This is a genomic window from Arthrobacter sp. DualSoilB13 (assembly GCF_055389195.1).
Map to the genome: position 1 here is coordinate 2,556,138 of NZ_AP035865.1, position 23,969 is coordinate 2,580,106.

General features: G+C 61.5%; 18 protein-coding genes and 3 tRNA genes. 12 read left to right on the top strand and 9 right to left on the bottom strand.

Going from position 1 to position 23,969, the window contains the following annotated elements; translation table 11 throughout:
* Positions 1-158: 158 nt before the first annotated feature.
* The 5 genes from serA to ilvD form a co-directional block, all read right to left on the bottom strand.
* Complete coding sequence (serA, locus tag ACZ5J0_RS11730) at positions 159-1,754, bottom strand: phosphoglycerate dehydrogenase (protein ID WP_142938727.1); 1,596 nt, start codon at positions 1,752-1,754, stop codon at positions 159-161.
* Positions 1,755-2,038: 284 nt separating this feature from the next.
* A complete protein-coding gene (ilvC, locus tag ACZ5J0_RS11735) occupies positions 2,039-3,064 on the bottom strand; it encodes a ketol-acid reductoisomerase (RefSeq protein ID WP_142938726.1) in 1,026 nt (341 codons plus the stop codon).
* Between the two features lie 68 nt (positions 3,065-3,132).
* Positions 3,133-3,645 (bottom strand): acetolactate synthase small subunit, encoded by a 513-nt coding sequence (gene ilvN, locus ACZ5J0_RS11740; protein WP_011775174.1) that lies wholly within the window; start codon positions 3,643-3,645, stop codon positions 3,133-3,135.
* Between the two features lie 2 nt (positions 3,646-3,647).
* Positions 3,648-5,552, bottom strand: a complete 1,905-nt coding sequence (locus ACZ5J0_RS11745) for an acetolactate synthase large subunit (protein ID WP_011775175.1) — start codon at positions 5,550-5,552, stop codon at positions 3,648-3,650.
* Between the two features lie 294 nt (positions 5,553-5,846).
* Positions 5,847-7,568 carry a dihydroxy-acid dehydratase gene (gene ilvD / locus ACZ5J0_RS11750; protein ID WP_142938725.1) on the bottom strand — a complete coding sequence of 574 codons (1,722 nt, stop codon included), beginning with the start codon at positions 7,566-7,568 and terminating at the stop codon, positions 5,847-5,849.
* Positions 7,569-7,798: 230 nt separating this feature from the next.
* On the opposite strand from ilvD, the gene ACZ5J0_RS11755 reads away from it, so the two are divergent.
* The 4 genes from ACZ5J0_RS11755 to ACZ5J0_RS11770 all read left to right on the top strand — a co-directional run bounded on the left by ACZ5J0_RS11755 (position 7,799) and on the right by ACZ5J0_RS11770 (position 10,510).
* Entirely contained in the window at positions 7,799-8,815 is a 1,017-nt protein-coding gene (locus ACZ5J0_RS11755; RefSeq protein WP_464093183.1) for a sunset domain-containing protein, read from the top strand.
* 16 nt (positions 8,816-8,831) lie between these two features.
* On the top strand, positions 8,832-10,046 hold the full coding sequence (locus ACZ5J0_RS11760; RefSeq protein ID WP_464093184.1) for a PQQ-dependent sugar dehydrogenase: 1,215 nt from the start codon (positions 8,832-8,834) through the stop codon (positions 10,044-10,046).
* A gap of 117 nt (positions 10,047-10,163) precedes the next feature.
* Positions 10,164-10,236 (top strand) — tRNA-Lys (locus ACZ5J0_RS11765).
* A 198-nt stretch (positions 10,237-10,434) separates the two neighbouring features.
* Positions 10,435-10,510: transfer RNA gene (locus tag ACZ5J0_RS11770), tRNA-Lys, on the top strand.
* Positions 10,511-10,601: 91 nt separating this feature from the next.
* On the opposite strand, the gene ACZ5J0_RS11775 is transcribed toward ACZ5J0_RS11770, so the two are convergent.
* Positions 10,602-11,069, bottom strand: coding sequence for a MarR family winged helix-turn-helix transcriptional regulator (locus tag ACZ5J0_RS11775; protein ID WP_142938722.1), 468 nt, complete (start codon positions 11,067-11,069; stop codon positions 10,602-10,604).
* 84 nt (positions 11,070-11,153) lie between these two features.
* Here ACZ5J0_RS11775 and bcp point away from each other — a divergent pair, with 84 nt between their 5' ends.
* The 7 genes from bcp to ACZ5J0_RS11810 all read left to right on the top strand — a co-directional run bounded on the left by bcp (position 11,154) and on the right by ACZ5J0_RS11810 (position 20,218).
* Positions 11,154-11,627 (top strand): thioredoxin-dependent thiol peroxidase, encoded by a 474-nt coding sequence (bcp, locus tag ACZ5J0_RS11780; RefSeq protein WP_142938721.1) that lies wholly within the window; start codon positions 11,154-11,156, stop codon positions 11,625-11,627.
* A gap of 63 nt (positions 11,628-11,690) precedes the next feature.
* Positions 11,691-11,772: transfer RNA gene (locus tag ACZ5J0_RS11785), tRNA-Leu, on the top strand.
* Positions 11,773-11,937: 165 nt separating this feature from the next.
* A complete protein-coding gene (locus ACZ5J0_RS11790) occupies positions 11,938-13,605 on the top strand; it encodes an ABC transporter substrate-binding protein (protein WP_374206963.1) in 1,668 nt (555 codons plus the stop codon).
* Between the two features lie 79 nt (positions 13,606-13,684).
* The gene (locus ACZ5J0_RS11795; protein WP_223940481.1) at positions 13,685-15,190 is read left to right on the top strand and encodes a malate:quinone oxidoreductase; all 1,506 of its coding nucleotides are present in this window, start codon (positions 13,685-13,687) and stop codon (positions 15,188-15,190) included.
* A 66-nt stretch (positions 15,191-15,256) separates the two neighbouring features.
* Complete coding sequence (locus tag ACZ5J0_RS11800) at positions 15,257-18,481, top strand: efflux RND transporter permease subunit (RefSeq protein WP_464093185.1); 3,225 nt, start codon at positions 15,257-15,259, stop codon at positions 18,479-18,481.
* 151 nt (positions 18,482-18,632) lie between these two features.
* A complete protein-coding gene (locus tag ACZ5J0_RS11805; RefSeq protein ID WP_464093186.1) occupies positions 18,633-19,757 on the top strand; it encodes an LLM class flavin-dependent oxidoreductase in 1,125 nt (374 codons plus the stop codon).
* Positions 19,757-20,218, top strand: coding sequence for a MarR family winged helix-turn-helix transcriptional regulator (locus ACZ5J0_RS11810; RefSeq protein WP_142938716.1), 462 nt, complete (start codon positions 19,757-19,759; stop codon positions 20,216-20,218). Before ACZ5J0_RS11805 ends, ACZ5J0_RS11810 begins: the two co-directional genes overlap by 1 nt.
* Here the strand turns inward: ACZ5J0_RS11810 and ACZ5J0_RS11815 are convergent.
* Both ACZ5J0_RS11815 and ACZ5J0_RS11820 read right to left on the bottom strand, forming a co-directional pair.
* The gene (locus tag ACZ5J0_RS11815) at positions 20,215-21,021 is read right to left on the bottom strand and encodes a transglutaminase-like domain-containing protein (protein WP_464093187.1); all 807 of its coding nucleotides are present in this window, start codon (positions 21,019-21,021) and stop codon (positions 20,215-20,217) included. The genes ACZ5J0_RS11810 and ACZ5J0_RS11815 overlap by 4 nt on opposite strands.
* Before the next feature lie 70 nt (positions 21,022-21,091).
* Positions 21,092-21,931, bottom strand: a complete 840-nt coding sequence (locus tag ACZ5J0_RS11820; protein WP_464093188.1) for a hypothetical protein — start codon at positions 21,929-21,931, stop codon at positions 21,092-21,094.
* Positions 21,932-21,985: 54 nt separating this feature from the next.
* On the opposite strand from ACZ5J0_RS11820, the gene ACZ5J0_RS11825 reads away from it, so the two are divergent.
* Positions 21,986-22,654 carry a DUF1684 domain-containing protein gene (locus tag ACZ5J0_RS11825; RefSeq protein WP_464093189.1) on the top strand — a complete coding sequence of 223 codons (669 nt, stop codon included), beginning with the start codon at positions 21,986-21,988 and terminating at the stop codon, positions 22,652-22,654.
* Here the strand turns inward: ACZ5J0_RS11825 and ACZ5J0_RS11830 are convergent.
* Positions 22,651-23,847, bottom strand: coding sequence for an SLC13 family permease (locus tag ACZ5J0_RS11830; RefSeq protein WP_464093190.1), 1,197 nt, complete (start codon positions 23,845-23,847; stop codon positions 22,651-22,653). The genes ACZ5J0_RS11825 and ACZ5J0_RS11830 overlap by 4 nt on opposite strands.
* Positions 23,848-23,969: the final 122 nt, after the last annotated feature.

The window sequence follows — 23,969 nt, forward strand, 5'->3', positions numbered from 1 at the left end:
CAAAAGACACAAAGGAATACCGGGCTGTATGTGCAAAAAAGTTGTGGCCGGCCTGCTGCCGGGTCCGAATTCCGGACCCAGCCATTGTAAGCAGACCGGCCACTCCTGCGTGCCAAGGTGTGTCGCCGGCACGCGAACCTAACTGATACGGATCAGTGCTAGTCCTCCAGGTCCACTTCGCGAACCATCTCAGCGCCAATACCGGCCTTGATGGCTTCCAGCACTTGCTGCGGAACGGAGCTGTCGATGGTCAGGAGTGCCAGTACCTGGCCGCCTTCGGTCTGGCGTGCCACCTGCATTCCGCCGATGTTGATGTTGTTCATGCCCAGGATGTGTCCAATGGTGCCAATCACGCCCGGACGGTCGGCGTAGGCTACAACCACCAGGTGTTCGCTGATGGGAATTTCGACGTCGTACCCGTTGACGCCCACAAGCTTTTCCACCTGCTTGGGACCGGTCAGGGTTCCGGCGACGGAAATCTGGGAACCGTCGCTGAGCGCACCACGGATGGTTAGGACATTGCGGTAATCCTCAGCGTCCGGGGTGGTGATGAGGCGGGTGTTGATGCCGCGCTGTTCGGCGATCACCGGAGCATTCACGTAGGAGACCTGCTCCGTGACGACGTCCGCGAAAACGCCCTTCAGTGCGGCGAGCTCGAGCACCTTGACGTCCAGTGCGGCAATCTCACCGGCTACCTCAACGTCGATCTGCGTCAAGGAAGCGTGGGTCAGCGCGGTGAAGATCCGCCCCAGCTTCTCGATCAGCGGGATGCCAGGACGCACGTCCTGAGCAATGACTCCGCCGGCTACGTTCACGGCGTCCGGTACCAGCTCGCCGGCGAGGGCGAGGCGCACGGACTTGGCAACTGAAACGCCTGCCTTCTCCTGGGCCTCATCCGTGGATGCCCCGAGGTGGGGGGTCACAATGACGTTGTCGAACTCGAAGAACGGCAGATCCGTACTGGGCTCCTTGACGAAGACGTCAACGCCTGCTCCGGCAATCTGGCCTTCCTTCAGCGCAATGTGAAGTGCTTCCTCGTCCACGAGGCCACCGCGGGCCACGTTGACCACGTAGGCCGTTTCCTTCATCTTGCGGAAAGCATCGGCGCCGAGCATCCCCACCGTTTCAGGTGTCTTAGGCATGTGAATGGTGATGAAGTCCGAGTTTTCCAGCAACTCATCCAGTGTGACCAGCTTGACGCCCAGCTGGGCTGCGCGGGCGGACGTGATGTAGGGGTCGTACGCCAGGATCTGAGTGTCGAAACCCTGGAGGCGTGCAGCCACCAAAGCACCAATGCGTCCCAGGCCGATGATGCCGATCTTCTTCTCAAAAAGTTCGATTCCGGTGTACTTGGAACGCTTCCACTCGCCGTTCTTCAACGCAGAGCTGGCCTGCGGAATGTGGCGGGCGAGGCTCAGGATGTGACCCACGGTGAGCTCAGCGGCAGAGACAATGTTGGACGTCGGGGCGTTGACCACCATAACGCCGGCCTGCGTTGCAGACTTGATATCCACGTTGTCCAAGCCCACGCCAGCACGGGCGATGACCTTGAGGTTCTTAGCCGCCGCGATTGCTTCGGCATCCACTTGGGTGGCAGACCGGACCAGGATGGCATCGACGTCGGCAATGGCGGACAGCAGCTGGGAACGGTCGGCGCCGTCGGTCTGTCGGATTTCAAAGTCCGGGCCCAATGCCTCGACTGTGGCGGGCGAAAGTTCCTCGGCGAGGAGGACGACGGGTTTGCTGGCTGACACGGGTGGCACCTTACTTTGGACAACTTTGGACAGAACTGGACAAGGAGCGGATGCGTGGCCCGGGGCACGGCGCCGGGACCAGCCCAGAATATCGAATCCGGGCCGGGATTCCGTTGCCGGGGAGCGATGTTACGGCCGGACCGGCGGCGGTTGTGAAGAAGTTCACAGCCCACACTGCTGTGCTATTCGGTGGAGAAACAGCGGATCATACGCAACAACGCCCGCCCGGCTGTGTTCGCCGGACGGGCGTCGTAGTGTGCGGCCTTCAGGCCGGCACGGAAGGATCAGCGGGCTGCGGAACCTTCAACGTAGTCAGCGTCCTGCTGCTGCCAGGAGAACAGGGAGCGCAGTTCGCGGCCGACCTCTTCGATGGGGTGCTGCTCAGCCTTGGCACGCAGTTCCTTGAACTCGGCGCCACCGTTATCCTGATCATCGATGAAGCGCTTGGCAAAAGCACCGCTCTGGATGTCCGCGAGGACAGCCTTCATGTTTTCCTTCACCTCGGGGGTGATGACGCGCGGGCCGGAAACGTAGTCGCCGTACTCTGCGGTGTCGGAAACGCTCCAGCGCTGCTTGGCAATGCCGCCTTCCCACATGAGGTCAACAATGAGCTTGAGCTCGTGGAGAACCTCGAAGTAGGCGATCTGCGGCTGGTAGCCGGCTTCGGTCAGGGTTTCGAAGCCGTACTGGACCAGCTGGGAAACGCCGCCGCAGAGGACGGACTGCTCGCCGAAGAGATCGGTTTCGGTCTCTTCGGTGAAGGTGGTCTTGATGACGCCGGCGCGGGTTCCACCGATTGCCTTGGCGTAGGACTTCGCCAGGTCCCAAGCGGAACCGGATGCGTCCTGCTCAACAGCGATGATGTCCGGGATACCGCGGCCGGCTTCGAATTCGCGGCGCACAGTGTGGCCGGGAGCCTTCGGGGCGATCAGGATGACGTCAACGCCGGCCGGAGCTTCGATGTAGCCGAAACGGATGTTGAAGCCGTGTGCGAACGCAAGTGCCTTGCCCTCGGTCAGCTTGTCCTTGATGGAGTCGTTGTAGATCGCACGCTGGTGCTGGTCCGGTGCCAGGATCATGATGACGTCGGCCCATTCGGCGGCGTCAGCAACGTTCTTGACAGTGAAGCCTGCGTCCTCTGCCTTGGCGGCCGACTTTGAGCCGTCCTTGAGCGCGATAACGACCTCGACGCCGGAATCGCGGAGGTTCAGTGCGTGGGCGTGGCCCTGCGAGCCGTAGCCAACGATTGCTACCTTGCGGCCCTGGATGATCGACAGGTCTGCGTCATCGTCGTAGAACATTTCAGTCACTTGCGTAACTCCTCTTGAGTGGTTTTTCGTAGATATTGATAGTGGTGCTGCGGTACTGGACGCAAGGCTCACGCGGAGCGGAGCGCCCTGTCACTCATGGAGCGGGATCCCCGTCCAACGGCCAAGGTGCCGGACTGCACGATTTCACGGATGCCGAACGGCTCGAGCACTGACAGCAGCGCGGCGAGCTTCTCGGGGGTACCGGTTGCCTCAATCACCAACGAGTCTGTGGACACGTCGACGACTGCGGCACGGAACAGGTCTGCAGCTTGGGTTACCTGCAGACGTGTCGCGGCATCCGCACGTACCTTGACCAGGATGTGGTCACGTTGTACGGAAGATTCTGAAGTCAGTTCAACAATTTTGATCACGTTGACCAACTTGTTGAGCTGCTTGGTGACCTGCTCAATGAGGTCGCCGTCGGCGTCGACGACAACCGTCATGCGGGACATGCCCGGAACCTCAGTGGGGCCCACAGCAAGGGAATTGATGTTGAACGCGCGCCGGGCGAAGAGGCTGGCCACGCGGGTCAGCACGCCGGGCTTGTCTTCGACCAGAACGGACAGTGTGTGACGGCTCATGCCTAGTCCTCCTCTTCCCATTCCGGGGTCATGTTGCGGGCAACTTGGATCTGGTCATTGCTGACGCCTGAAGGCACCATCGGCCACACCATCGAGTTGGGGCTGACGACGAAGTCGATAACCACCGGGCGGTCGTTGATTTCCAGCGCCTTCTGGATGGTGGCGTCAATGTCTTCGTCGCGCTCACAACGCAGTGCGGCGCAACCGTAGGCATCAGCCAACTTGACGAAGTCCGGAATCCGGATGGTGTCGTGGCCTGTGTTCAGATCCGTGTTCGAGTAACGGCCCTCGTAGAACAGCGTCTGCCATTGGCGGACCATACCCAGCGAGGAGTTGTTGATGATGGCCACCTTGATGGGGATGTTGTTAATGGCGCAGGTGGCCAGTTCCTGATTGGTCATCTGGAAGCAGCCGTCCCCGTCGATGGCCCACACCACACGGTCCGGTTCACCAACTTTGGCGCCCATGGCTGCCGGAACCGAGTATCCCATGGTTCCTGCGCCACCGGAGTTCAGCCATGCGTGGGGGCGCTCGTACTTGATGAACTGAGCGGCCCACATCTGGTGCTGGCCCACGCCGGCCACGTAGATGCCTTCCGGTCCGGTGAGTTCGCCGATGCGCTTGATCACGCGCTGCGGGGCGGTCAGGCCGTCCTCGGGCTCCGTCCAACCCAGCGGGTAGGTGTCGCGGAGGTTGCCCAGGAAGGCCCACCACGAATCCAGGTCCGGGGTCCCGCTCAGCTCGAACTGTGTCTTCACGGCCTCGGTGAGTTCCGGAATGATTTCCTTGACCGAGCCAACGATCGGAACATCGGCAGTGCGGTTTTTGGAGATTTCCGCGGGGTCGATGTCAGCGTGAATGACCTTGGCAAACGGGGCAAAGGTCTTCAGCACGCCGGTGACGCGGTCATCAAACCTTGCACCGAGCGTGATCAGGAGGTCGGCCTGCTGGAGCGCGGTGACGGCAGAGACGGAACCATGCATGCCTGGCATGCCAACGTGCTGCGGGTGGGAATCCGGGAAGGCGCCGCGGGCCATCAAGGTAGTGACCACGGGAGCGCCGGTAGCAAGCGCGAGTTCCATGAGCTCGGCAGAAGCATGGCCCTTGACCACACCGCCACCCACGTACAGGACCGGCTTGCTGGAAGCAGCGATCAGCTTGGCAGCTTCACGGACCTGCTTGTTGTGTCCGCGCACGACGGGACGGTAGCCCGGCAAGTCAACCTTCGGCGGCCAGGAGAAGGTCATCTGGCCAACTTGGGCGTCCTTGGCAATGTCCACCAGGACAGGTCCCGGGCGGCCCGTGGATGCGAGGTGGAAAGCCTCTGCCATGACGTGCGGGATGTCATTGGGGTCAGTGACCAGGAACGAGTGCTTGGTGATGGGCATCGTGATTCCCACGATGTCCGCTTCCTGGAAGGCATCGGTTCCGATGACTCCGCTGGAAACCTGGCCGGTGATGGCTACCATCGGCACGGAGTCCATGTGGGCGTCCATGATGGCGGTAACGAGGTTGGTGGCACCGGGTCCTGAGGTGGCGATGCAAACGCCAACCCGTCCGGTGACCATGGCGTAGCCTTGCGCGGCGTGGCCGGCTCCCTGTTCGTGACGGACCAGGATGTGATTCATGCTGGAGGCCATCAAGGGGTCGTAGGTGGGCAGGATCGCGCCACCGGGCAAACCGAAAATATCGTCCACGCCGAGTTCTTCGAGCGAGCGGACAATTGCTTGTGAGCCGGACATCACCGTTGGGGGTACAACAGTGTTCGGCCCAAGTACAGGAGAGAGAGGTGCAGCAGCGTCGACGACGACGGCTTCAGCCGTACGGTCGATCTTTTCCGGAGCTTTGTGGGCTCCAGCGGACTTTGCAGCCATCAGCGAGGGGCTGATCGGCGATCCTTTGCTCATCGGACTCTTCCTTAGTGGATCTTCATTAGATGGGTCTTGCTTCGGGGAATAAAAAAACCCCTCAGCCTTCCGGCTCTTCGAGGGGTTTGCGCGTGACGGTTCGTTACCAGTCGGGCTAAGCCACGCGCTTGGTAAGGACGACGACGCCAACGGTAACGAATGTGATCATGCGTTCAGTGTTCCCTCAAAGTGAGATACGTGTCAATTGACCACTATCGTATCTCACTATTTGGACAGCCATGTCCGCCTGCCGGACTCCGACTGTGTCTCAACAGTCGGAGTCCACGGCAGGAATTATCCGCAGTACGCCCCGGTGGAGGCACTGTGGACGAGCTTTGCGTACTTGGCCAGCACGCCCTTGGTGAACTTTGCGGGCAGCGGCTCCCAGCCCTCCTTACGGGCTTCGAGTTCGGCGTCGTCCACCAGGAGGTCGAAAGAGCGCGCGGCGATGTCCACACGGATGCGGTCGCCATCCTTCACGAAGGCAATGGGCCCGCCGTCGACGGCTTCGGGCGCAACGTGGCCGATGCACAATCCTGTTGTGCCACCCGAGAAGCGGCCGTCGGTCAGCAGCAGAACGTCTTTGCCAAGCCCTGCGCCCTTAATGGCTCCTGTAATGGCCAGCATTTCGCGCATGCCCGGCCCGCCCTTGGGCCCTTCGTAGCGGATAACCACCACGTCACCCTTGCTAATCTCACCGTTATCCAACGCGCTCAGCGCGCCCTGCTCGCGCTCGAAGACACGAGCAGTTCCTTCAAAGACATCCGCATCGAACCCGGCGCTTTTCACTACGGCGCCTTCGGGGGCCATGGAACCGTGCAGGATGGTGATGCCGCCGGTCTTGTGAATGGGATTGTCCAAGGCACGGAGGATCTTGCCATCAAGGTCAGGCGGGTTGATGGAGGCGAGGTTTTCGGCGAGGGTCTTGCCGGTCACGGTGAGGCAGTCACCATGCAGCAGTCCGGCGTCGAGCAGTGCTTTCATGATGACCGGCACGCCGCCAATTTTGTCGACGTCGGTCATGACGTAGCGGCCGAAAGGCTTGAGGTCCCCCAAGTGCGGGATTTTGTCGCCAATGCGGTTGAAGTCGTCCAGCGTCAGTTCTACTTCGGCTTCCCGGGCGATCGCGAGCAGGTGCAACACAGCGTTGGTGGAACCGCCGAAGGCCATGGTGACCGCAATGGCATTCTCGAACGCCTTTTTGGTCATGATGTCGCGGGCCGTGATCCCCAGACGCAGCAGGTTAACTACCGCTTCGCCGGACTTGCGTGCGAAATCATCACGACGGCGGTCTGCCGACGGCGGGGCGGCTGAACCCGGAAGGGACATGCCCAAGGCCTCACCGATGCAGGCCATGGTGTTGGCCGTGTACATGCCACCACAGGCGCCTTCGCCGGGACAGATGGCCTTTTCGATCCGGGTGAGGTCTTCCATGCTCATCTTGCCCGCAGCGCAGGCACCGACTGCCTCGAAGGCATCGATGAGGGTGACCTCCTTCTCGGAGCCGTCTTCAAGCTTGACCCAGCCCGGCATGATGGAGCCTGCGTAAAGGAAGACCGACGCGAGGTCCAGGCGGGCAGCAGCCATGAGCATGCCCGGGAGGGACTTGTCACAGCCTGCCAGCAGCACAGAGCCATCGATGCGTTCGGCCTGCATCACTGTCTCCACGGAATCCGCGATCACCTCACGGGAGACCAGGGAGAAGTGCATGCCCTCGTGGCCCATGGAGATACCGTCCGAAACGGAGATGGTACCGAACTGCATGGGGAAACCGCCGCCGGCGTGGACACCTTCCTTGGCGCCCTGGGCAAGGCGGTTCAGGGAAAGGTTGCAGGGTGTGATCTCGTTCCACGAACTCGCGACACCAATTTGAGGTTTGGCAAAGTCGTCGTCGCCCATGCCCACCGCACGGAACATGCCACGGGCCGGCGCCGCGTGAATGCCGTCGGTCACCACCCGGCTGCGGGGTTTGATGTCCGGGGTATTCTCTGTCGCAATCTGGGTGGCGTCACTCATGGTCCAAAGTCTATGTCTACCGGGCCTCTGCCGACGCTGTTGCACGCCGCATTAAGCCCATACTTTTTCCATGGTGCGGTCTTTGCGTCATCCATCCGCCGCTCCACAAATGGTCAGTAGGGAGATGTTTTCGGGCGAAGCAGCAGGTCAAACGCTGGACAGCCCATTAGCAGGCACGTAACGTCGGGAATACCACGAGCTGCAACCCTGTGAGCAGAAGGGCCTCCACCATGGACTGGTTAATTTGGGTCATTGTCATTGTTTTGGTCGTCGCTATTGTTTGGTGGCTGATGAACCGCAACAAGACGCGGAATACCGATCCCACCTCAACCCACGCCACCGCCGAGGATCGCACCGCCGGGGTATCCGGCACCACTCCCCCGGCAGCGACGGCGCCCGCCAGTACGGGATCCATCCCGGATGCCGGTGCAGCCGCAGCAGGGGTGGCAGGCCTGGCAGGTGTGACCAATCTCGGCAAAGCGGCCTCCGAGGGCAGTGGCCCCCGTGCCGACGAACCCGATGTCAGGGAGCCTGAGGTCATCGAAGCCCGTGCCGACGAACCCGCCCCACCCGTACCCGCACCTTCCGGAGAAGCGCACGGGGCCTCCCCCGCCGCGGCCGATGTAGAGACCGAGCCGCGTACCGCCGTCGACGATTCACCCGCCGTTGCCGCCTCTGACGTCCACCCGGCTTCCACACCCGGATTGACGGTGGAGGAACCCGTCATCGCAGCCCCCTCAGTGGCCGATCCTGTCATTGACGAACCAGTGGTGGACGAGCCCGTCGTGGATACTGACGCCAAGGTCCACGCGGCTGACGCCGGCGATGTTGACGACTGGGAATCGGGTTCCACAACGGCAACCTCCGCCCCCAAGGCTGATGAAACGGCCGCAAGGGATACCGCTGAGGACAAGGCGGAGTGGGAATCTTCATGGACCGATGCAAGCGGTACCCCGGTCCATCACCACGAGTACACCGATGCACATTCACCCACCCTGCCGGGCGCCGAGTCCGCTGCCGCCGAAGACTCGGCGGGCACTGGTCATCTGGCCGTCGAGCACCCTTACGGCACGGGCTCCTCCAGCGCACCCGGGGACTCCTATCCCGTCAAGGCCAGCGCGTCCGCCATGACCTACTTCGACGAAGACACTGCAGGCTATGACGACGCTGCCGCCGACGTCTGGTTCGAATCATCCGCCCACGCCGAAGCTGCCGGTTTCCGGCCTCCACGTCGCAACAGGCACTGACTTTCCGCCAGCGGTCATGAACGCAGCGGTCGGGGATACAAGAAGGCGCCCCTCGGAAACCCGCGATCGTTGGGTGCCCGCTTCTTCTTATGCCCTGTTGCTGGCAATCCTGGTTCTCCTGCCTGGATGTACGGGCAGTCCGTCGTCTCCGGGCACAGCGGCAACACCAGCGGCATCGACAAGTCAGGGCACCGCTACCGCACTGGGCGGGCCCCTTTCGCCGGGGTCTCAGTCCACGCAAGCCGGCGAATCCAAGCCCGCCGCGCCACAAACCCCGGAAGTCACCCAAAAACTCGACGTCGGACTGCAGCTGCCGTGGTCGGTGGTCTTCCTGCCGGACGGCACTGCCGTGGTGTCCGAGCGGGACACCGCTCAGGTAAAGAGCATCCGGGACGGTCAAGCCACTACCTTAGGCGAGGTGCCCGGCGTCGAACCCGGCGGAGAAGGCGGGCTGTTGGGCCTTGCCCTCTCGCCGGAATTCGTAACGGACCGCTGGATGTACGCATATTTCACGTCCTCGGACGACAACCGGATTGTGCGCATGAAACTGACCGAGGATCCAAGCGGCATGGTGACTTTGGGGAAGGCTGAAGTGATTTTCTCCGGAATGCCCAAGGCTTCCACTCATAACGGCGGCCGGATTCGATTCGGCCCGGACGGGTTCCTCTACGTCGGAACCGGTGACTCTCAGCGTCGGGAGCAGCCGCAGGACACGAACGCCTTGGGCGGCAAAATCCTACGACTCACTCCGGAGGGGCGCCCGGCGCCAGGGAATCCTTTCGGCGACAATCCCGTGTACAGCTACGGGCATCGGAATGTGCAAGGCCTGGCCTGGGACAACGCCGGACGACTCTGGGCCAGTGAATTTGGTCCTGACGTGGATGACGAACTGAACCTGATTACCCCTGGAGGCAATTACGGTTGGCCCACCGTGACTGGAGCGCCCGGCCGCAGCGGCCTGATCGACGCGAAGGTCGTCTGGCCCTCAACGTCCGACGCCTCACCCAGTGGGCTGGAAATCGTGGACGGCGTTGCCTACACAGGGGCGCTCCGGGGACAACGGCTTTGGGCGGTTCCCCTTAACGGGGAGACCGCAGGCTCCCCTGTGGCCTACTTCACAGGAGAATATGGGCGCCTCCGGGATGTAGCCCGCGCTCCTGATGGCACACTCTGGGTCATCAGCAACAACAGAAACCCTGATTTTGCGCTGATTTTGAGGCCTGCGCCGTGATGCCAGTAGCGGTATGCCGCGGATTTCACACTCGGACGGAAGTGGTGTAGAGTTACATGTCGTTGCGGAGATCGCCGGGGAAATAAAAGCTTCCCCTTGGGATCGAAATCAACAGCTGCACCTCTAGCTCAACTGGCAGAGCAATTGACTCTTAATCAATGGGTTCCGGGTTCGAGTCCCGGGGGGTGCACAAAACAAAAGGCCTTGGTGTGAATATCACGCCAAGGCCTTTTTTGTGTTAATTCATGCCGCTTCCTGCACCGACCACATGGCGTTCATCACGCAGAGCCGAATGTGGTCCGTGACCACAAAAAACTGGTGTAGAGTTATTTGTCGTTGCAGAGGCCAACGGGGAATGCAAATTCCCTCATAAGCCGAAACAATAGCTGCACCTCTAGCTCAACTGGCAGAGCAATTGACTCTTAATCAATGGGTTCCGGGTTCGAGTCCCGGGGGGTGCACCACAAAGTAAAGGCTCCGGATCGCATCTACGATCCGGAGCCTTTCGCGTTTCCATGCCGAGCTTCCCGCAGGAAGCCCGGCAACGGGCTCAGGTCAGGCCTGCGGCAAGTCGGTGTTTTCCGTGTGGGCTTCCTGCTCCGGCGCGGGCAACCCCGCCAGGCCCCGGACGACCAACCGAAGTTCCTCCCGCAGCCGGACGGTGTCCACGGCAACGGGGGACAGAACATCCTGCTCAAGCTTTACTGCCTCTGCAAGAGCTGCAATGCCGGCGTCAGTAAGAGTCACCACGTGACTTCGGCGGTCGGAGTCACTGCGTTGTCGGGTGACATGCCCGTGCAGCTCCAGCCTCGCGAGGGTGGTACCCATTGTTTGAGCCTTGACCCGCGCAACTTCGGCCAGAGCCGCCTGCGTGATGGCACCCTTGGCAGCCAACACCTGCATGGCAATGACACCGGCGTGGGTAAGACCGATGGACTTCAATTTTTCGTTCCACGAGATTTCCACCAGGCGCGCGGCTGTCGAAAGCAAACGGGTGGTGGGCCATCTCTCCATATCTGGCATGCCGACAGTATATGCGCGGAAGCGGTGAGGACGCGGCCTCGCCCACTAAACTGGAAAATCGCGACCACTGGTAAGGAGAACATTTTGGCTGAACGACTTATCCCGGGAGATGCCGCCCCGGACTTCACACTTCAGGATGAGACCGGCAAAAGCGTGAGCTTGTCGGACCTCCGCGGACGAAAAACCATCCTCTACTTCTACCCGGCCGCTTCCACTCCCGGGTGCACCAAGGAAGCATGCGATTTCCGCGACTCCCTGGGGTCACTGCAGGCTGCAGGATACGAAGTGGTGGGTGTCTCCCCCGACCCCGTCAAGGCACTTGCCAAGTTCTCCGAAGAAGAACAACTGACCTTTCGGCTGCTATCGGACGAGGATCACACCGTCGCCGAGGCATATGGGGCCTGGGGTGAGAAAAAGAACTACGGCCGCAGCTACATGGGATTGATCCGATCCACCTTTGCGGTTGATCCCGATGGAAAGGTTTCCCTGGCCCAGTACAACGTGCGCGCCACCGGGCACGTAGCCAAGCTCCGGCGGGATCTCAAGCTGGACAAGTAACGGGTACACTGGAGGCCGGTATATGGCAGCGACCGTCCTTTCAGGCGGTCGGATTGCCTGCCAGCGCGAGTGGTGAAATTGGCAGACACGCAGGATTTAGGTTCCTGTGCCTTCGGGCGTGGGGGTTCAAGTCCCCCCTTGCGCACAGATACGGAAATACCCCCGGTTGCAAGACCGGGGGTATTTTATTTTCATGCAGCCGGGGCACCTGAAAGTCCGCTGGGAAGCGCAGTCAGGACGTTCAACTAGACTGGAATGCGGTCTGGCCGAAGCCGGCCACAGCACTTCCAACCGGCTTGAGGGGACACGAGTGGCAAGCAGCAAAATGCGGCGCCTGGGCATGCAGTTCGGAGCTGCCGTACTGGCTTTGGGACTGGCAGGGTGCACCGGAACCCCGGGCCCGTCGCCGTCGTCATCCACCGGCAGCTCCCCCGCGGTTGAACCGACAGCAACCTTCAATTTCGGCACGGCGTCCATGCCCTTGGGCCTGGATCCCGCCATGACCGCCGATTCCGAGTCCTACCGTGTCACCCGCCAAGTCCTCGAAGGACTTGTGGGGGTGGATGGCGAAACAGGTCAAACCACGCCCCTCCTCGCCACCGAGTGGAAAGACAGCAACAACGGGCTCAGTTACGACTTCACGCTCCGGTCCGGTGTGACCTTCCACGACGGCACTACCCTGGATGCAACCGCCGTATGCGCCAACTTCAACCGCTGGTTCACGTTTCCCGAGGAGCTCAGGAATCAGGCGCCGGGCATCTCCTTTCAGAGCGTTTTCAAGGCGTACTCGGATCAGCCGGTATTCTCCATTTTCAAAGACTGCAAGGTGGTTTCGGCCACCGACGTCCAGATCAATCTGACGCGGCCCTTCACTGGATTCCTTCAGGCGTTGACCTTGCCAGCCTTCGCAATATCTTCCCCGGCTGCTTTGCAGGCAAAGACAGCCAATGTCCTTGACCAAGTACGCAACGGCCAAGCCATGTCCACCTACGCCGGCCATCCCGTGGGCACAGGCCCCTATGCATTCACCGCGTGGGATGAGAAAAAGCTCACGTTGTCCAGCTACAAGGGCTACTGGGGAAACAAGGGACAGATCGCAACCATCAACTTCATCCCCTACGATCGCGCGGAATCACGCCAGCAGGCCCTTCTGGATGGCAAGATCGACGCCTACGACCTTGTGACCTCAGGGACTTTTGACCAACTGGTCAAAAAGGGTGTCCAGATCATCCAGCGCGACCCTTTCTCGGTGATGTACCTGGGGATCAACCAAGCTGTTGCACCGCTGGAAAAGCCCGAAGTGCGCCAAGCAATCGAGATGGCGATCGACAAGGAAGCGTTGATCCGGAAGTTCTTCATCGACAACACGGCGCAGGCATCACAATTCGTGCCACCCAAGCTCAGCGGCTTCAACAACAATGCCCCCTCCCTGGGGTACAACCCAGAGAAGGCCAAGGAGCTCTTGAAGAAAGCCGGCTATAAGGGTGAGGAGCTGAAGTTCTACTACCCCCTCAACGCCACAAGGGCATACATGCCCACCCCGGAAAAGATTTACGCCGAGCTCAGCCGCCAACTCGTCGCCGTCGGCTTCAACATCAAACCGGTTCCCATCGACTGGGAAGATGGCTACCTCCAAAGCGTCCAGTCGGCCGGCGACCGGGGCCTTCACCTCCTGGGCTGGAACGGTTCGTACGCGGACGCAGACAACTTCCTCGGACCCCTTTTTGGCGAAACCCGCGCCGAGTTCGGATACGCCGACTCGGAAGTCTTCCACAAGATAGAACGCGCACGGGCAATGCCCGAAGGCGATGAACGCAACGCCCAGTACCAGGCCATCAATGCTGAGATCGCGGCGTCGGTACCGGCTGTGCCCATAGCCTTCCCCATCTCGGCGCTGGCTCTGTCCAACAAGGTTGAAAGCTACCCGGCTTCCCCCGTCCTCAACGAAGTTTTCACAAACGTCCGCCTAAAGCCTTGACGATTCCCCGCAATTTCAGTATTGAGACTGCACGGGGATATTCTGTGACAGCCAGTGCCGCCGCTAACGGAGATTGATCGTGACCTTCATTTCCAAGACTCAACATGCCGACGTCGTCCTTATTGGCGGCGGAATCATGAGTGCCACCCTTGGTGCGTTCATCAAGCAACTTGAACCCACCTGGACCATCTCCATGTTCGAAAGACTCGACGAAGCAGGGCTTGAGAGTTCCGGACCCTGGAACAACGCCGGCACCGGCCATGCCGCGCTGTGTGAGCTGAACTACTCCCCCGCAGCAAAAGACGGTTCCGTAGACCCGTCCAAGGCCCTGCACATTAACGAACAGTTCCAGCTGTCCCGCCAGTTCTGGTCCCATCTTGTGGACAGCAAAGTGATCGGGTCTCCCAAAGGCTTCATCAACACAGTTCCGCACATGAGCTTCGTCATCGGCGATAACCACGCGAACTTCCTCAAAACGCGGTACGAGGCCCTGAAACCCAACACGCTGTTCCGCAGCATGGAGTACACCGAGGACCAGGACCAGATCGCCAAATGGGCACCGTTGATCGTCAAGGGCCGCGACCGCAAGCAGCGCGTGGCCGCAACCCGCGCAGCTGAAGGCACCGACGTCGACTTCGGCGCCTTGACCCGCGAGCTGACGGGCTACCTGCAGAGCAGCGGCGCCGAGGTCAATTATGGCCACGACGTCACCAACATCCACCGCGCAGCAGGCGGTGGATGGGATCTGTCCATCAAGCACCCCAAGTCAGGCGAACACGGCCGCATCCATGCCAAGTTCGTCTTCGTAGGAGCCGGCGGCGGTGCACTCCACCTGCTTCAGGCATCCGGCATCCCTGAAAGCAAGGGCTACGGCGGCTTCCCCGTCTCCGGCCAGTTCTTCCGCTGCACCGACGACGCCGTGACTTCCCAGCACAGTGCAAAGGTCTACGGCCAGGCTTCGGTCGGCGCGCCGCCAATGTCCGTCCCGCACCTGGACACCCGCTATGTGGACGGAAAACGCTCCCTCCTCTTCGGCCCGTACGCCGGGTTCTCCACCAACTTCCTGAAGACCTCCAGCTACCTGGACCTTCCGCTGTCCATCCGCCCGGGAAACATCATTCCCATGCTGGCCGTGGCCAAGGACAACATGGACCTCACCGCCTACCTCATCAAGGAGGTTGCCAAGCGGCACGAGGCCAAGGTTGAGGCCCTGCGCGAGTACTACCCTGAAGCATCCGGCGGCAATTGGGAACTGATCACCGCCGGTCAGCGTGTACAAATCATCAAGAAGCACCCACAGAAGGGTGGCGTCCTGCAGTTCGGCACCGAAGTCATCGCTTCCCGCGATGGTTCGATCGGCGCACTGCTGGGCGCTTCTCCGGGCGCGTCCACCGCCGTGCCCATCATGATCGAACTGCTACAGAAGTCCTTCCCCAAGAACTTCAAGGGTTGGCAGTCCAAACTCAAGGACATGATGCCGGGCTACGGCGTCAAGCTCAACGAGAATGCGGACCTGGCCGCCGAACTGGAAGCAAGCACTGCAAGGTCCCTGCAATTGGAAGTGGCTAACGCCATCCAAAGCTAGGCCACACCCGGGGCTGCGGCCGGTTCCCTCAGCCGAATCGTTACGTAGACCGCAGGAGTCAATGCAATGTTCCGCTTGGCCAAACTGTCCCTGGGAAACCGGGCCCTGATCGCGCTGATCACCGTCTTTGCGGCGGTGTTCGGCGTGATCACCATGGGGTCGCTGAAGCAGGAACTCATTCCGTCCATCGAGTTCCCGCAGATCACCGTGGTGACCTCCATGCCGGGCGCTTCGCCGGAGGTTGTGGACAAGCAGTTGAGCCAGCCCCTGGAAACAGCTTTGAACAGCGTGGAGGGGCTTGAATCCACCACATCGACGTCCCGCAACGGCGTTTCACAGATCACTATGGTGTTCACGTACGGCTCCAACCTGGACCGGGCGCGGAACCAGATTGACCGGGCGATTTCCAATGCCAAACGCGTGCTGCCGGCCGACGTCGAGCCCCAGTCCATCGCCGGTAACATCAGCGACTTCCCGATTGTCTACTTGGCGGTGTCGTCGGACAAGCCGCTGAGCGAACTCAACGCCGACCTCCTTCGACTCAGCGTTCCCCGCCTGCAGAAGATCGACGGCGTCCGTGGCGCCGACGTGACCGGCGGCTCCAGCCAGCACATCCTGATCCAGCCCCGCCCCGCTGATCTGGCAACTACAGGGGCCTCTGTCCAGTCCATCAGCAATGCGCTCAAGAACAACGGCACGTTGGTCCCCGTGGGCACCATTGAGGACCAAGGCAAGACCCTTTCCCTCCAGCTCGGCAGCCCGGTGGATTCCCTGGACATCATCAAGGGACTCCCTTTGGCCGGCGCAAAAACGGCTGCAACCATTGGGGCTGTTGCCGATGTCAGCATCGAGGACGACGCCGCCACGTCCATCACCCGCACCAACGGCAAGCCCACATTGGCCCTGTCCGTCACCAAGAAGCCGGAAGGCGATACGGTGGCGATTTCGCACGCCGTGAGGGACGCCGTCGGCCCTATGGAGGAGGAACTCGGCAACAACGCGACTTTCACGCCGGTCTTCGACCAAGCTCCTTTCATTGAAAAGTCCATCAAGGACCTCACCACCGAAGGGCTCCTTGGCCTTGGCTTCGCCGTAGCTGTCATCCTGGTCTTCCTGATGTCCGTACGCTCAACGTTGGTCACGGCCGTCTCCATCCCGCTGTCCCTGCTGATTACCTTCATTGGCATCTCCGCCACGGGATACTCGCTGAATATCCTTACTTTGGGCGCCCTCACCATTGCGATCGGGCGGGTGGTTGACGATTCCATCGTGGTGATCGAGAACATCAAGCGGCATTTGAGCTACGGCGAACACAAGCTGACAGCCATCCTGACGTCCATCCGGGAAGTGGCCGGGGCCATCACGGCTTCCACCTTGACCACTGTGGCCGTATTCCTGCCCATCGCTTTCGTCGGCGACCTCGCCGGTGAGCTGTTCCGGCCCTTTGCCCTGACCGTAACCATTGCGTTGTTGTCATCACTGCTGGTTTCCCTGACAATCGTTCCGGTCCTGGCCTACTGGTTCCTTTCCTCGCCCGGAAGAGGCGCTGAGGCACAGGCATCCGCCAAGGAAGCCGCCCGGAAAGCCCAAGAGGCCGAGGAGCGCAGTCGCCTCCAGCGAGGCTACCTTCCTCTTCTCGCCAAGACGCAAAAGCATCCGGTTATCACCTTGTCGGCAGCAGCACTGATTCTGGTGGCCACCATCGCCGTCTCGCCCCTACTGTCTACCGATCTGTTGGGCCGCTCCGGCGAGAACAGCATGACTGTGCGCCAAGTCCTTCCAGCGGGCACCAGCCTGCAGGCCACCAGCGATGAAGCCTCCAAGATTGAGGAGTCCCTCAAGGGCATTGCGGGCATCAAGGACGTGCAGGTCACTTCCGGAAACGCCCAGACCGGCTTCGCTGCACTCACTTCCACTGGTTCCTCCAACTCGACATTCACCATTGTCACTGACGAGAAAGTGAACCAAACCAAACTCCAGGATGAGGTTCGCGCCAAGCTGGCAGGGGCCCCCGGGAAGGTGACGGTGGGATCGCAGCAGGGCGGATTCGGGACATCCTCAACGGTGGATATCACCATCAGGGCCGCTAATTCCGCTGACCTGCAGACAGCAAGTGATGCCATGGTCAAGGCTATGGAAGGCGTTCCTGGGAGCTCGGAGGTCGCCACGAACCTTGCTTCCAAGCAGTCGGTGGTCCAGGTCCGTGTTGACCGGGCCAAGGCCGTGGCGGCAGGCCTGACGGAAGAACAAGTAGGAGCCTTCCTGGCCTCCACGGTCAGCCCCATTCCGGCCGGTACCGTTCGGATCGAGACCAACGACTACCCTGTGCAGATCGGTGAGGGCACGCGCTTTACCAGCATTGCCGCAGTTCGGGCACTCCAGCTTCCCACAGCCCGTGGCGGCGTGGCACTGGAGACGATTGCCGCCGTCGAGCAGGTTGACACCCCGGTGTCCATCACCAGCAGCAACGGGCAGCGAACCGCCAAAGTGACCGTGACGCCGTCCGGATCCAACCTGGGCAGTGTCAGCGCAGCGGTGCAGGAGCGGCTGGCGGCTGTGGACTTGCCTGCGGGGGTCACCGCCACCATCGGTGGTGCCACAACGCAGCAGGCGGAGTCTTTCCGGCAGCTTGGCTTGGCCCTGCTGGCGGCAATTGCCATCGTCTACGTGATCATGGTGGCCGCCTTCAAGTCCCTCATCCAGCCGCTCATCCTGTTGGTTTCTGTACCGTTCGCCGCGACCGGCGCCGTGGGACTGCTGTTGATCACCGGCGTTCCCTTGGGGCTGCCGTCACTGATCGGCATGCTGATGCTGGTGGGCATCGTGGTGACCAACGCCATTGTGTTGATCGACCTGATTAACCAATATCGCAAGCCACATGACGGCTCTCCGGGCATGAACGTTGCCGATGCCATCACACACGGTGCGCGCCGGCGCCTGCGGCCCATCCTCATGACCGCCTTGGCGACGGTGTTCGCCCTGACTCCCATGGCTTTAGGCCTTACTGGTGGCGGCGGCTTCATTTCCCAACCCCTGGCAATCGTGGTGATCGGTGGCTTGGTTTCGTCCACGGCCCTGACGTTGGTCCTGGTTCCGGTGCTCTACAAACTCGTGGAGGGGCGCCGGGAAAAGAAGGACCTGCTGAAGGCTTTGCAGGACAAGCCCACGGCTGCTCCCGGCGACGGACCCGGTGGGAACGGCGGCTCCGCATCGGGAGATTTCCAGGACTGGACCACGGGCATGATTCCACGCGTCACTGGCCGCCGTGCGGCCCATAATCCCGCAGAATAGCGGGCTCCCCCAACAGAAGCACTGGTAGTGGACAGGCCCGGGAACAATTCCCGGGCCTGTCCTGTTACAGGTATCGATACATGCAAATGCATCTAGTTTGAGGTACACTGTTTACAGAGCCCGGGACTTCGGGCAGGGAGAAAGGCACATCATGCAGATCGGCGTATTCAGCGTCAGCGACATCACCACTGACCCCACCACGGGCCGCACGCCCACGGAAAACGAGCGCATCAAGGCCTCCGTTGCCATCGCCAAAAAGGTCGAAGAAATCGGCATGGATGTGTACGCCCTGGGCGAGCACCACAACCGGCCCTTCTTCTCCTCCTCCCCCACCACCACCCTGGCCTACATCGCAGCCCAGACCGAGCGCATCACGTTGTCCACGGCAACCACCCTGATCACCACCAATGATCCGGTCAAGATCGCCGAAGACTTCGCCATGCTCCAGCACCTCTCTGATGGCCGCGTGGACCTGGTGCTCGGTCGTGGCAACACAGCTCCGGTGTACCCCTGGTTCGGAAAGAACATCCAGGACGGCATCGAGCTGGCTATCGAGAACTACAGCCTGCTCCGCAAGCTGTGGGACGAGGACACCGTCAACTGGTCCGGCAAGTTCCGCACACCCCTGCAGAACTTCACCTCCACGCCGCGTCCGCTCGACGACGTCGCCCCCTTCGTGTGGCACGGTTCCATCCGCACGCCTCAGATCGCAGAAGTGGCCGCCTACTACGGCGACGGTTTCTTCGCCAACAACATCTTCTGGCCTAAGGAGCACTACCAGCAGCTGATCGGCCTGTACCGTGAGCGCTACGCACACTACGGCCACGGAACTCCGGAGCAGGCAATTGTTGGCTTGGGCGGACAGTTCTTCATGAGGAAGAACTCGCAGGACGCCGTGAAGGAATTCCGGCCATACTTCGACAACGCACCCGTCTACGGGCACGGACCGTCCCTGGAGGACTTCACCTCGCAGACTCCCCTCACCGTGGGCAGCCCGCAGGAAGTCATCGAGAAGACGCTGACCTTCCGCGAGGCCTTCGGCGACTACCAGCGCCAGTTGTTCCTGATCGACCACGCCGGACTGCCCCTGAAGACCGTCCTGGAGCAGTTGGATCTCTTCGGCGAAGAGGTGTTGCCGGTTCTTCGAAAGGAGTACGCCGCCATGAAGCCTGCGAACGTGCCGGACGCACCCACGCACGCCTCACGGGTTGCCGCCGCGTTGGAGGCCAAGGTCAGCGCGTCCGCTACTGCTGGTGCTGCGGGGCAGGACGCCTGATGTCCAGCCCTTCGGCATCCTCCGCCGTGCGCCTCGCCGCCGAAACCTGGGAGTCGTTGTTCCGCTCCCAGGTGGCGGTGATGCGGAAGCTTCAGTCCGGGCCGGCGTTCAAAGCACTTCCTGTCAAGGAGTACGACGTCCTGTTCACGCTTTCCCGCTGCCCTTCGGGCCAGCTGCGCCTGAATGAGATCAATGACAAGGTCCTGCTCAGCCAGTCCAGCTTAAGCCGCTTGGTGGACCGCCTGGAGAAGCGCGGCCTGGTGGAGCGGACCATAGCGCCCGACGACGGCCGCGGAGTCCTGCTCTCACTCACCGAGGCCGGAAGCGAGCTCCAAAAGACCATCGGCCGCGAACATGTCCGCGACATCGCCAACTTGGTGGCGCCCGCGCTCACGGCCGAGGAGCAGCAGGAGCTTCTGCGGCTCACGGAGAAACTCCGCGCCTCGGTGGCCGGACACTAGCGCAAGCTGATGAGCTCCCAGGGGTCCTCCACCGGGAGCTCCCCGTTGACCGATGCGCTGACCTTGAGCGTTTTGAGGGTCAGGCTGCCGCCCACGGTGGACAGGAAGGCCGTATCCGAGGAGTCCCGGCCTGCGGTGATGCGAAGCATGGATTCGCGGGGCGCGAGACCAGTGGGATCAATGATGTGCCAGGCGCCGTCGATGTGCGCCTCCGCAACAGCATGGAAATCCATAGGACTTAGCCCGGGGGCGTACACCGCCGCCAACCGCGCGGGAACATCCTTGGACCGCAGGAGGGCAATGGCAAGGTGTGCGAAGTCGCGGCACACACCTTTGCGGTGCAGCAGGGTTTCCACGGCGCCGTCTGTCCCCCGGGAGGACCCACTGACGTAACGCAGTTCCCCGTTGACCCAATTGCGGACGGCATGGAGCAGCTCGGCACCGTGCAGGCTTCCAAACTCGGCATAGGAGGTAGGCAGCAGCCTGTCCGACTCCGCATACCGGCTGGGCCTGACGTACCTGATGAGTTCCATCGGACTGGATGTATCCGGCTCCCCAAAGCCATGAACCGTTGCCCGGTAGTCCACAGTCACCTCGCTCGGCTCGCTGAATTCCAGGTAGTGAAAGCGGCCGCCGTGGTGATCGCTGAGTTCAGCAAAGGGAACCTCGGCACCACCGCTGGTGATGGACAGGTTTTCGTTCACAGAGCGGTAACCACGATTATTGGCCACGGCTATGGCCATGGCCACCTTGGTGTTGGCTGCAGTCTTGAACACGAGTGAGGCAGCAACATTGCGTTCCATTGATCTCCGGGGTGGGTTGCGGCGGACAGCCCCCATTGCCGCCATGTATGTGAATCAGCCAATCGCAGAGCTACAGATTAACCTTCAGCGACAGTAGCATCCGCTGGACATTGGCGAATTCAGAACCGTGGACCGCATACTTTGCAGCCAGGTCCAAGGTATCGAAAGCCTTGGCCGGTGCCACCTTCTCATCAGCGGCAAAGGCATGGATGGCCGGGACATCCCCAAAGGTGATGTCGCCCTTGCCGGCTGGGCCCTGAACCCGGTTCCTCAGTTCGCAGGCCTGTCCGTCCACTCCCGCCACCATATTGGTGATGCCGTAAGAGCCGAAGAACTTGTAGCCCTGAACCACGCGGAAGACTACTCGCGGATCAATGGTGTCCTGGCCATCCGAGTGGGGAATGTCCAATGGCACACTGCTGATCACCACATAGGGGCGTGCCTGACCGGCCGGGCAGGCGGCAGGCGACGTCGTAGGCAAACCGGTGTGTAACGTGGCTATGTACCGCCCCTCGGCATCCTTGACCTCCACCTTCACAGCGTTGGCCAACGATCCCGCCTCCGGCGTTACCGACTGGGCTATCCACTCCTGAGGTAACTCGAAGCTGACGGTTTTGGCGGAGTCCGTGTACGTCTTCCAGGACACTGCCGTCGCCACCGGGCTTGACCCGGGGCTGGCCGAAGTACTCCCGCCGGTGCTTGGAGTTTCGCCGGTGCCTGTCGCCGGCGTCGTGCTGCCCTGTGTTGCCGTTCCCGATTCCGATCTATTTGGTTGGGAGCCGGTAGTGGAGTTGACTTGCGGGCCCTTGTTCTCGGCGGAGCAGGATGCTGTGCCGGCGAGGACTGTGACCGCCATGGCAAACACGGCAAGCCGCATCGGATTGCAGTGCAGGTTCAGGATGCCCTTCATGCCCACAGCCTATCGGCGGCGCTCCTGCGACACGCACAGGACTAGGCTGAGTGTATGGCTCCTGACCAGAAGGACTATTTCGAAGACGACATTCCCGCCATGTCAGCTATTGATATTGCTGATTGGCGCCTGCGGACGTTCGCCCTCTACGACAAAGTGCGCCAGCTCGCGGCCACCAACCCGTTCGACGCCCACGTGTTTTGGCGGCAGGAACGGGACCTGATGTTCGCTACGCATCCGGCTTCAGCGCTCACCGCCGATATGAAGGCTTCCTTCTCCGGACTGCCAACAGCTGACTACGATCCCTCCTTCCGGAGGTACGCCGCCTTGTCACCCGAGGGAGCCGGCCAGGAAATGAACGTTGAGACGGGGACTGACGGGTTGGTGCCATTCGTCCGAATCGGCACTTTCGACCTCCCCGGGCTGGGCTCGTTGGCGGCCTGGAAGCTCAGGAGCTACGGGGGCGGGATCTTCGTGCCGTTCCGCGACGCCACTGCAGGCAAGGACGGCGGAAGCTACGGCGCTGGACGGTACTTGGTGGACACGGTCAAGGGTTCGTTCCATGGGACGCGGGGATCCGGAGCAGCCCAGGAGTTTGTCCTGGACTTCAACTTCGCGTACAACCCATCTTGCGCCTACAACGAGGCCTGGGCGTGTCCGCTGGCGGGACCAGCAAACCGCCTGGCTGCCGAGGTCCCAGTGGGCGAACAGTATCTCGGCTAACCAAACACCCCTCCGGGGCCGACAACTGCGAGGGCCGCAATGGCCGCCACTATTGTCAGCGGCGCCACCATCAGGCCGAAGACCGCGTACCCCCTCCACTTGATCAGTACATTCATCCGCACCAAGCGGTCGTGCCATAGCAAGGTGGCCAAAGAGGCCCACGGAGTGATCAGGGGTCCCGCGTTCACCCCCACCAACAGCGCAGCCATCCTGGTAGGAGTTCCGGCCAGTGGCTCGGCCAGAAGGTAGGCCGGCAGGTTGTTGACGACGTTTGAGCCAAGGGCGCCTGTCATGGCCAGCCTCAGCAGCTCAAGGAATCCGTTCCCCTGCCCTGCCACCTGGCCAAGCAGCACTGATGCGCCAAGATATTGCGTTGCTTCCACTACAAGGAAGAGGCCGCAGGTAAAGAGCAGCAGGGACCACGGGATCAAGGCCACCTTGAACACCTTGGGTCGGCGGACGGCGAAGGTCACGGCGAGTATCGCGGCAGCCAACGCGGCGGGAATCCAAATGGCGACTCCGGATACCAACGCCGGCAACAGCAACACCAGGACGATCGCACTGACCAGGAGCAGGACTTTGTCCGGCGCTGCCGTGGATGAGGTGGTCGGGCCCGGACGGGCGGAATCGAGCGCGTAGGTTTTGCGAAGCTCCCGCCGGAAAACCACAGCAACAAATGCCAAGGGCACCACAATTGCCGCGATCGAGGGCGCCCACATCAGTTGCGCGAACTGTGCCGGGCTGATGCCACCGAGATTGTGCTGCGCCAAAAGGTTGGTCAGGTTGGAGATGGGAAGCAACAAGCTGGCAGTGTTGGCCAGCCAAACCGTGGTCAGGGCGAAGGGCAGAACGGGGAGGCCCGCTTGGCGGGCTACGGTGACCACCACCGGGGTGAGCAGCACCGCCGTCGTATCCAGTGACAGGAAAACGGTACTGAGTGTGGCAAACAACGCCAGCAGCAACCACAGCATGACACTGCGTCCACGCCCCCACCCCCGCACATGGCGGGCAATCCACTGGAAGGCGCCGGCCTCACTGACAAGTTCCGTAACCACCGTCATGGCAATGACAAAACCCAGGATGGGTGCCACCCGGTCTACAAGGACTGCCACCTCCTGCCAGGGCAGGACACCCGTAACCACTGTGACCCCACCAGCCACAAGGAGGACCAACCCGATAATCGCCAGACGCATGGAACGGATTCTAAGCCCGGGTCCTGTGTTCATCCTGCACGGCGTTTCCTTCTGCACAGGAGTTCCTTCCACGGCACTGGAAGAAGGCGTCACCGTCCTGTAAGCAAAAGAACCCCCAAAGC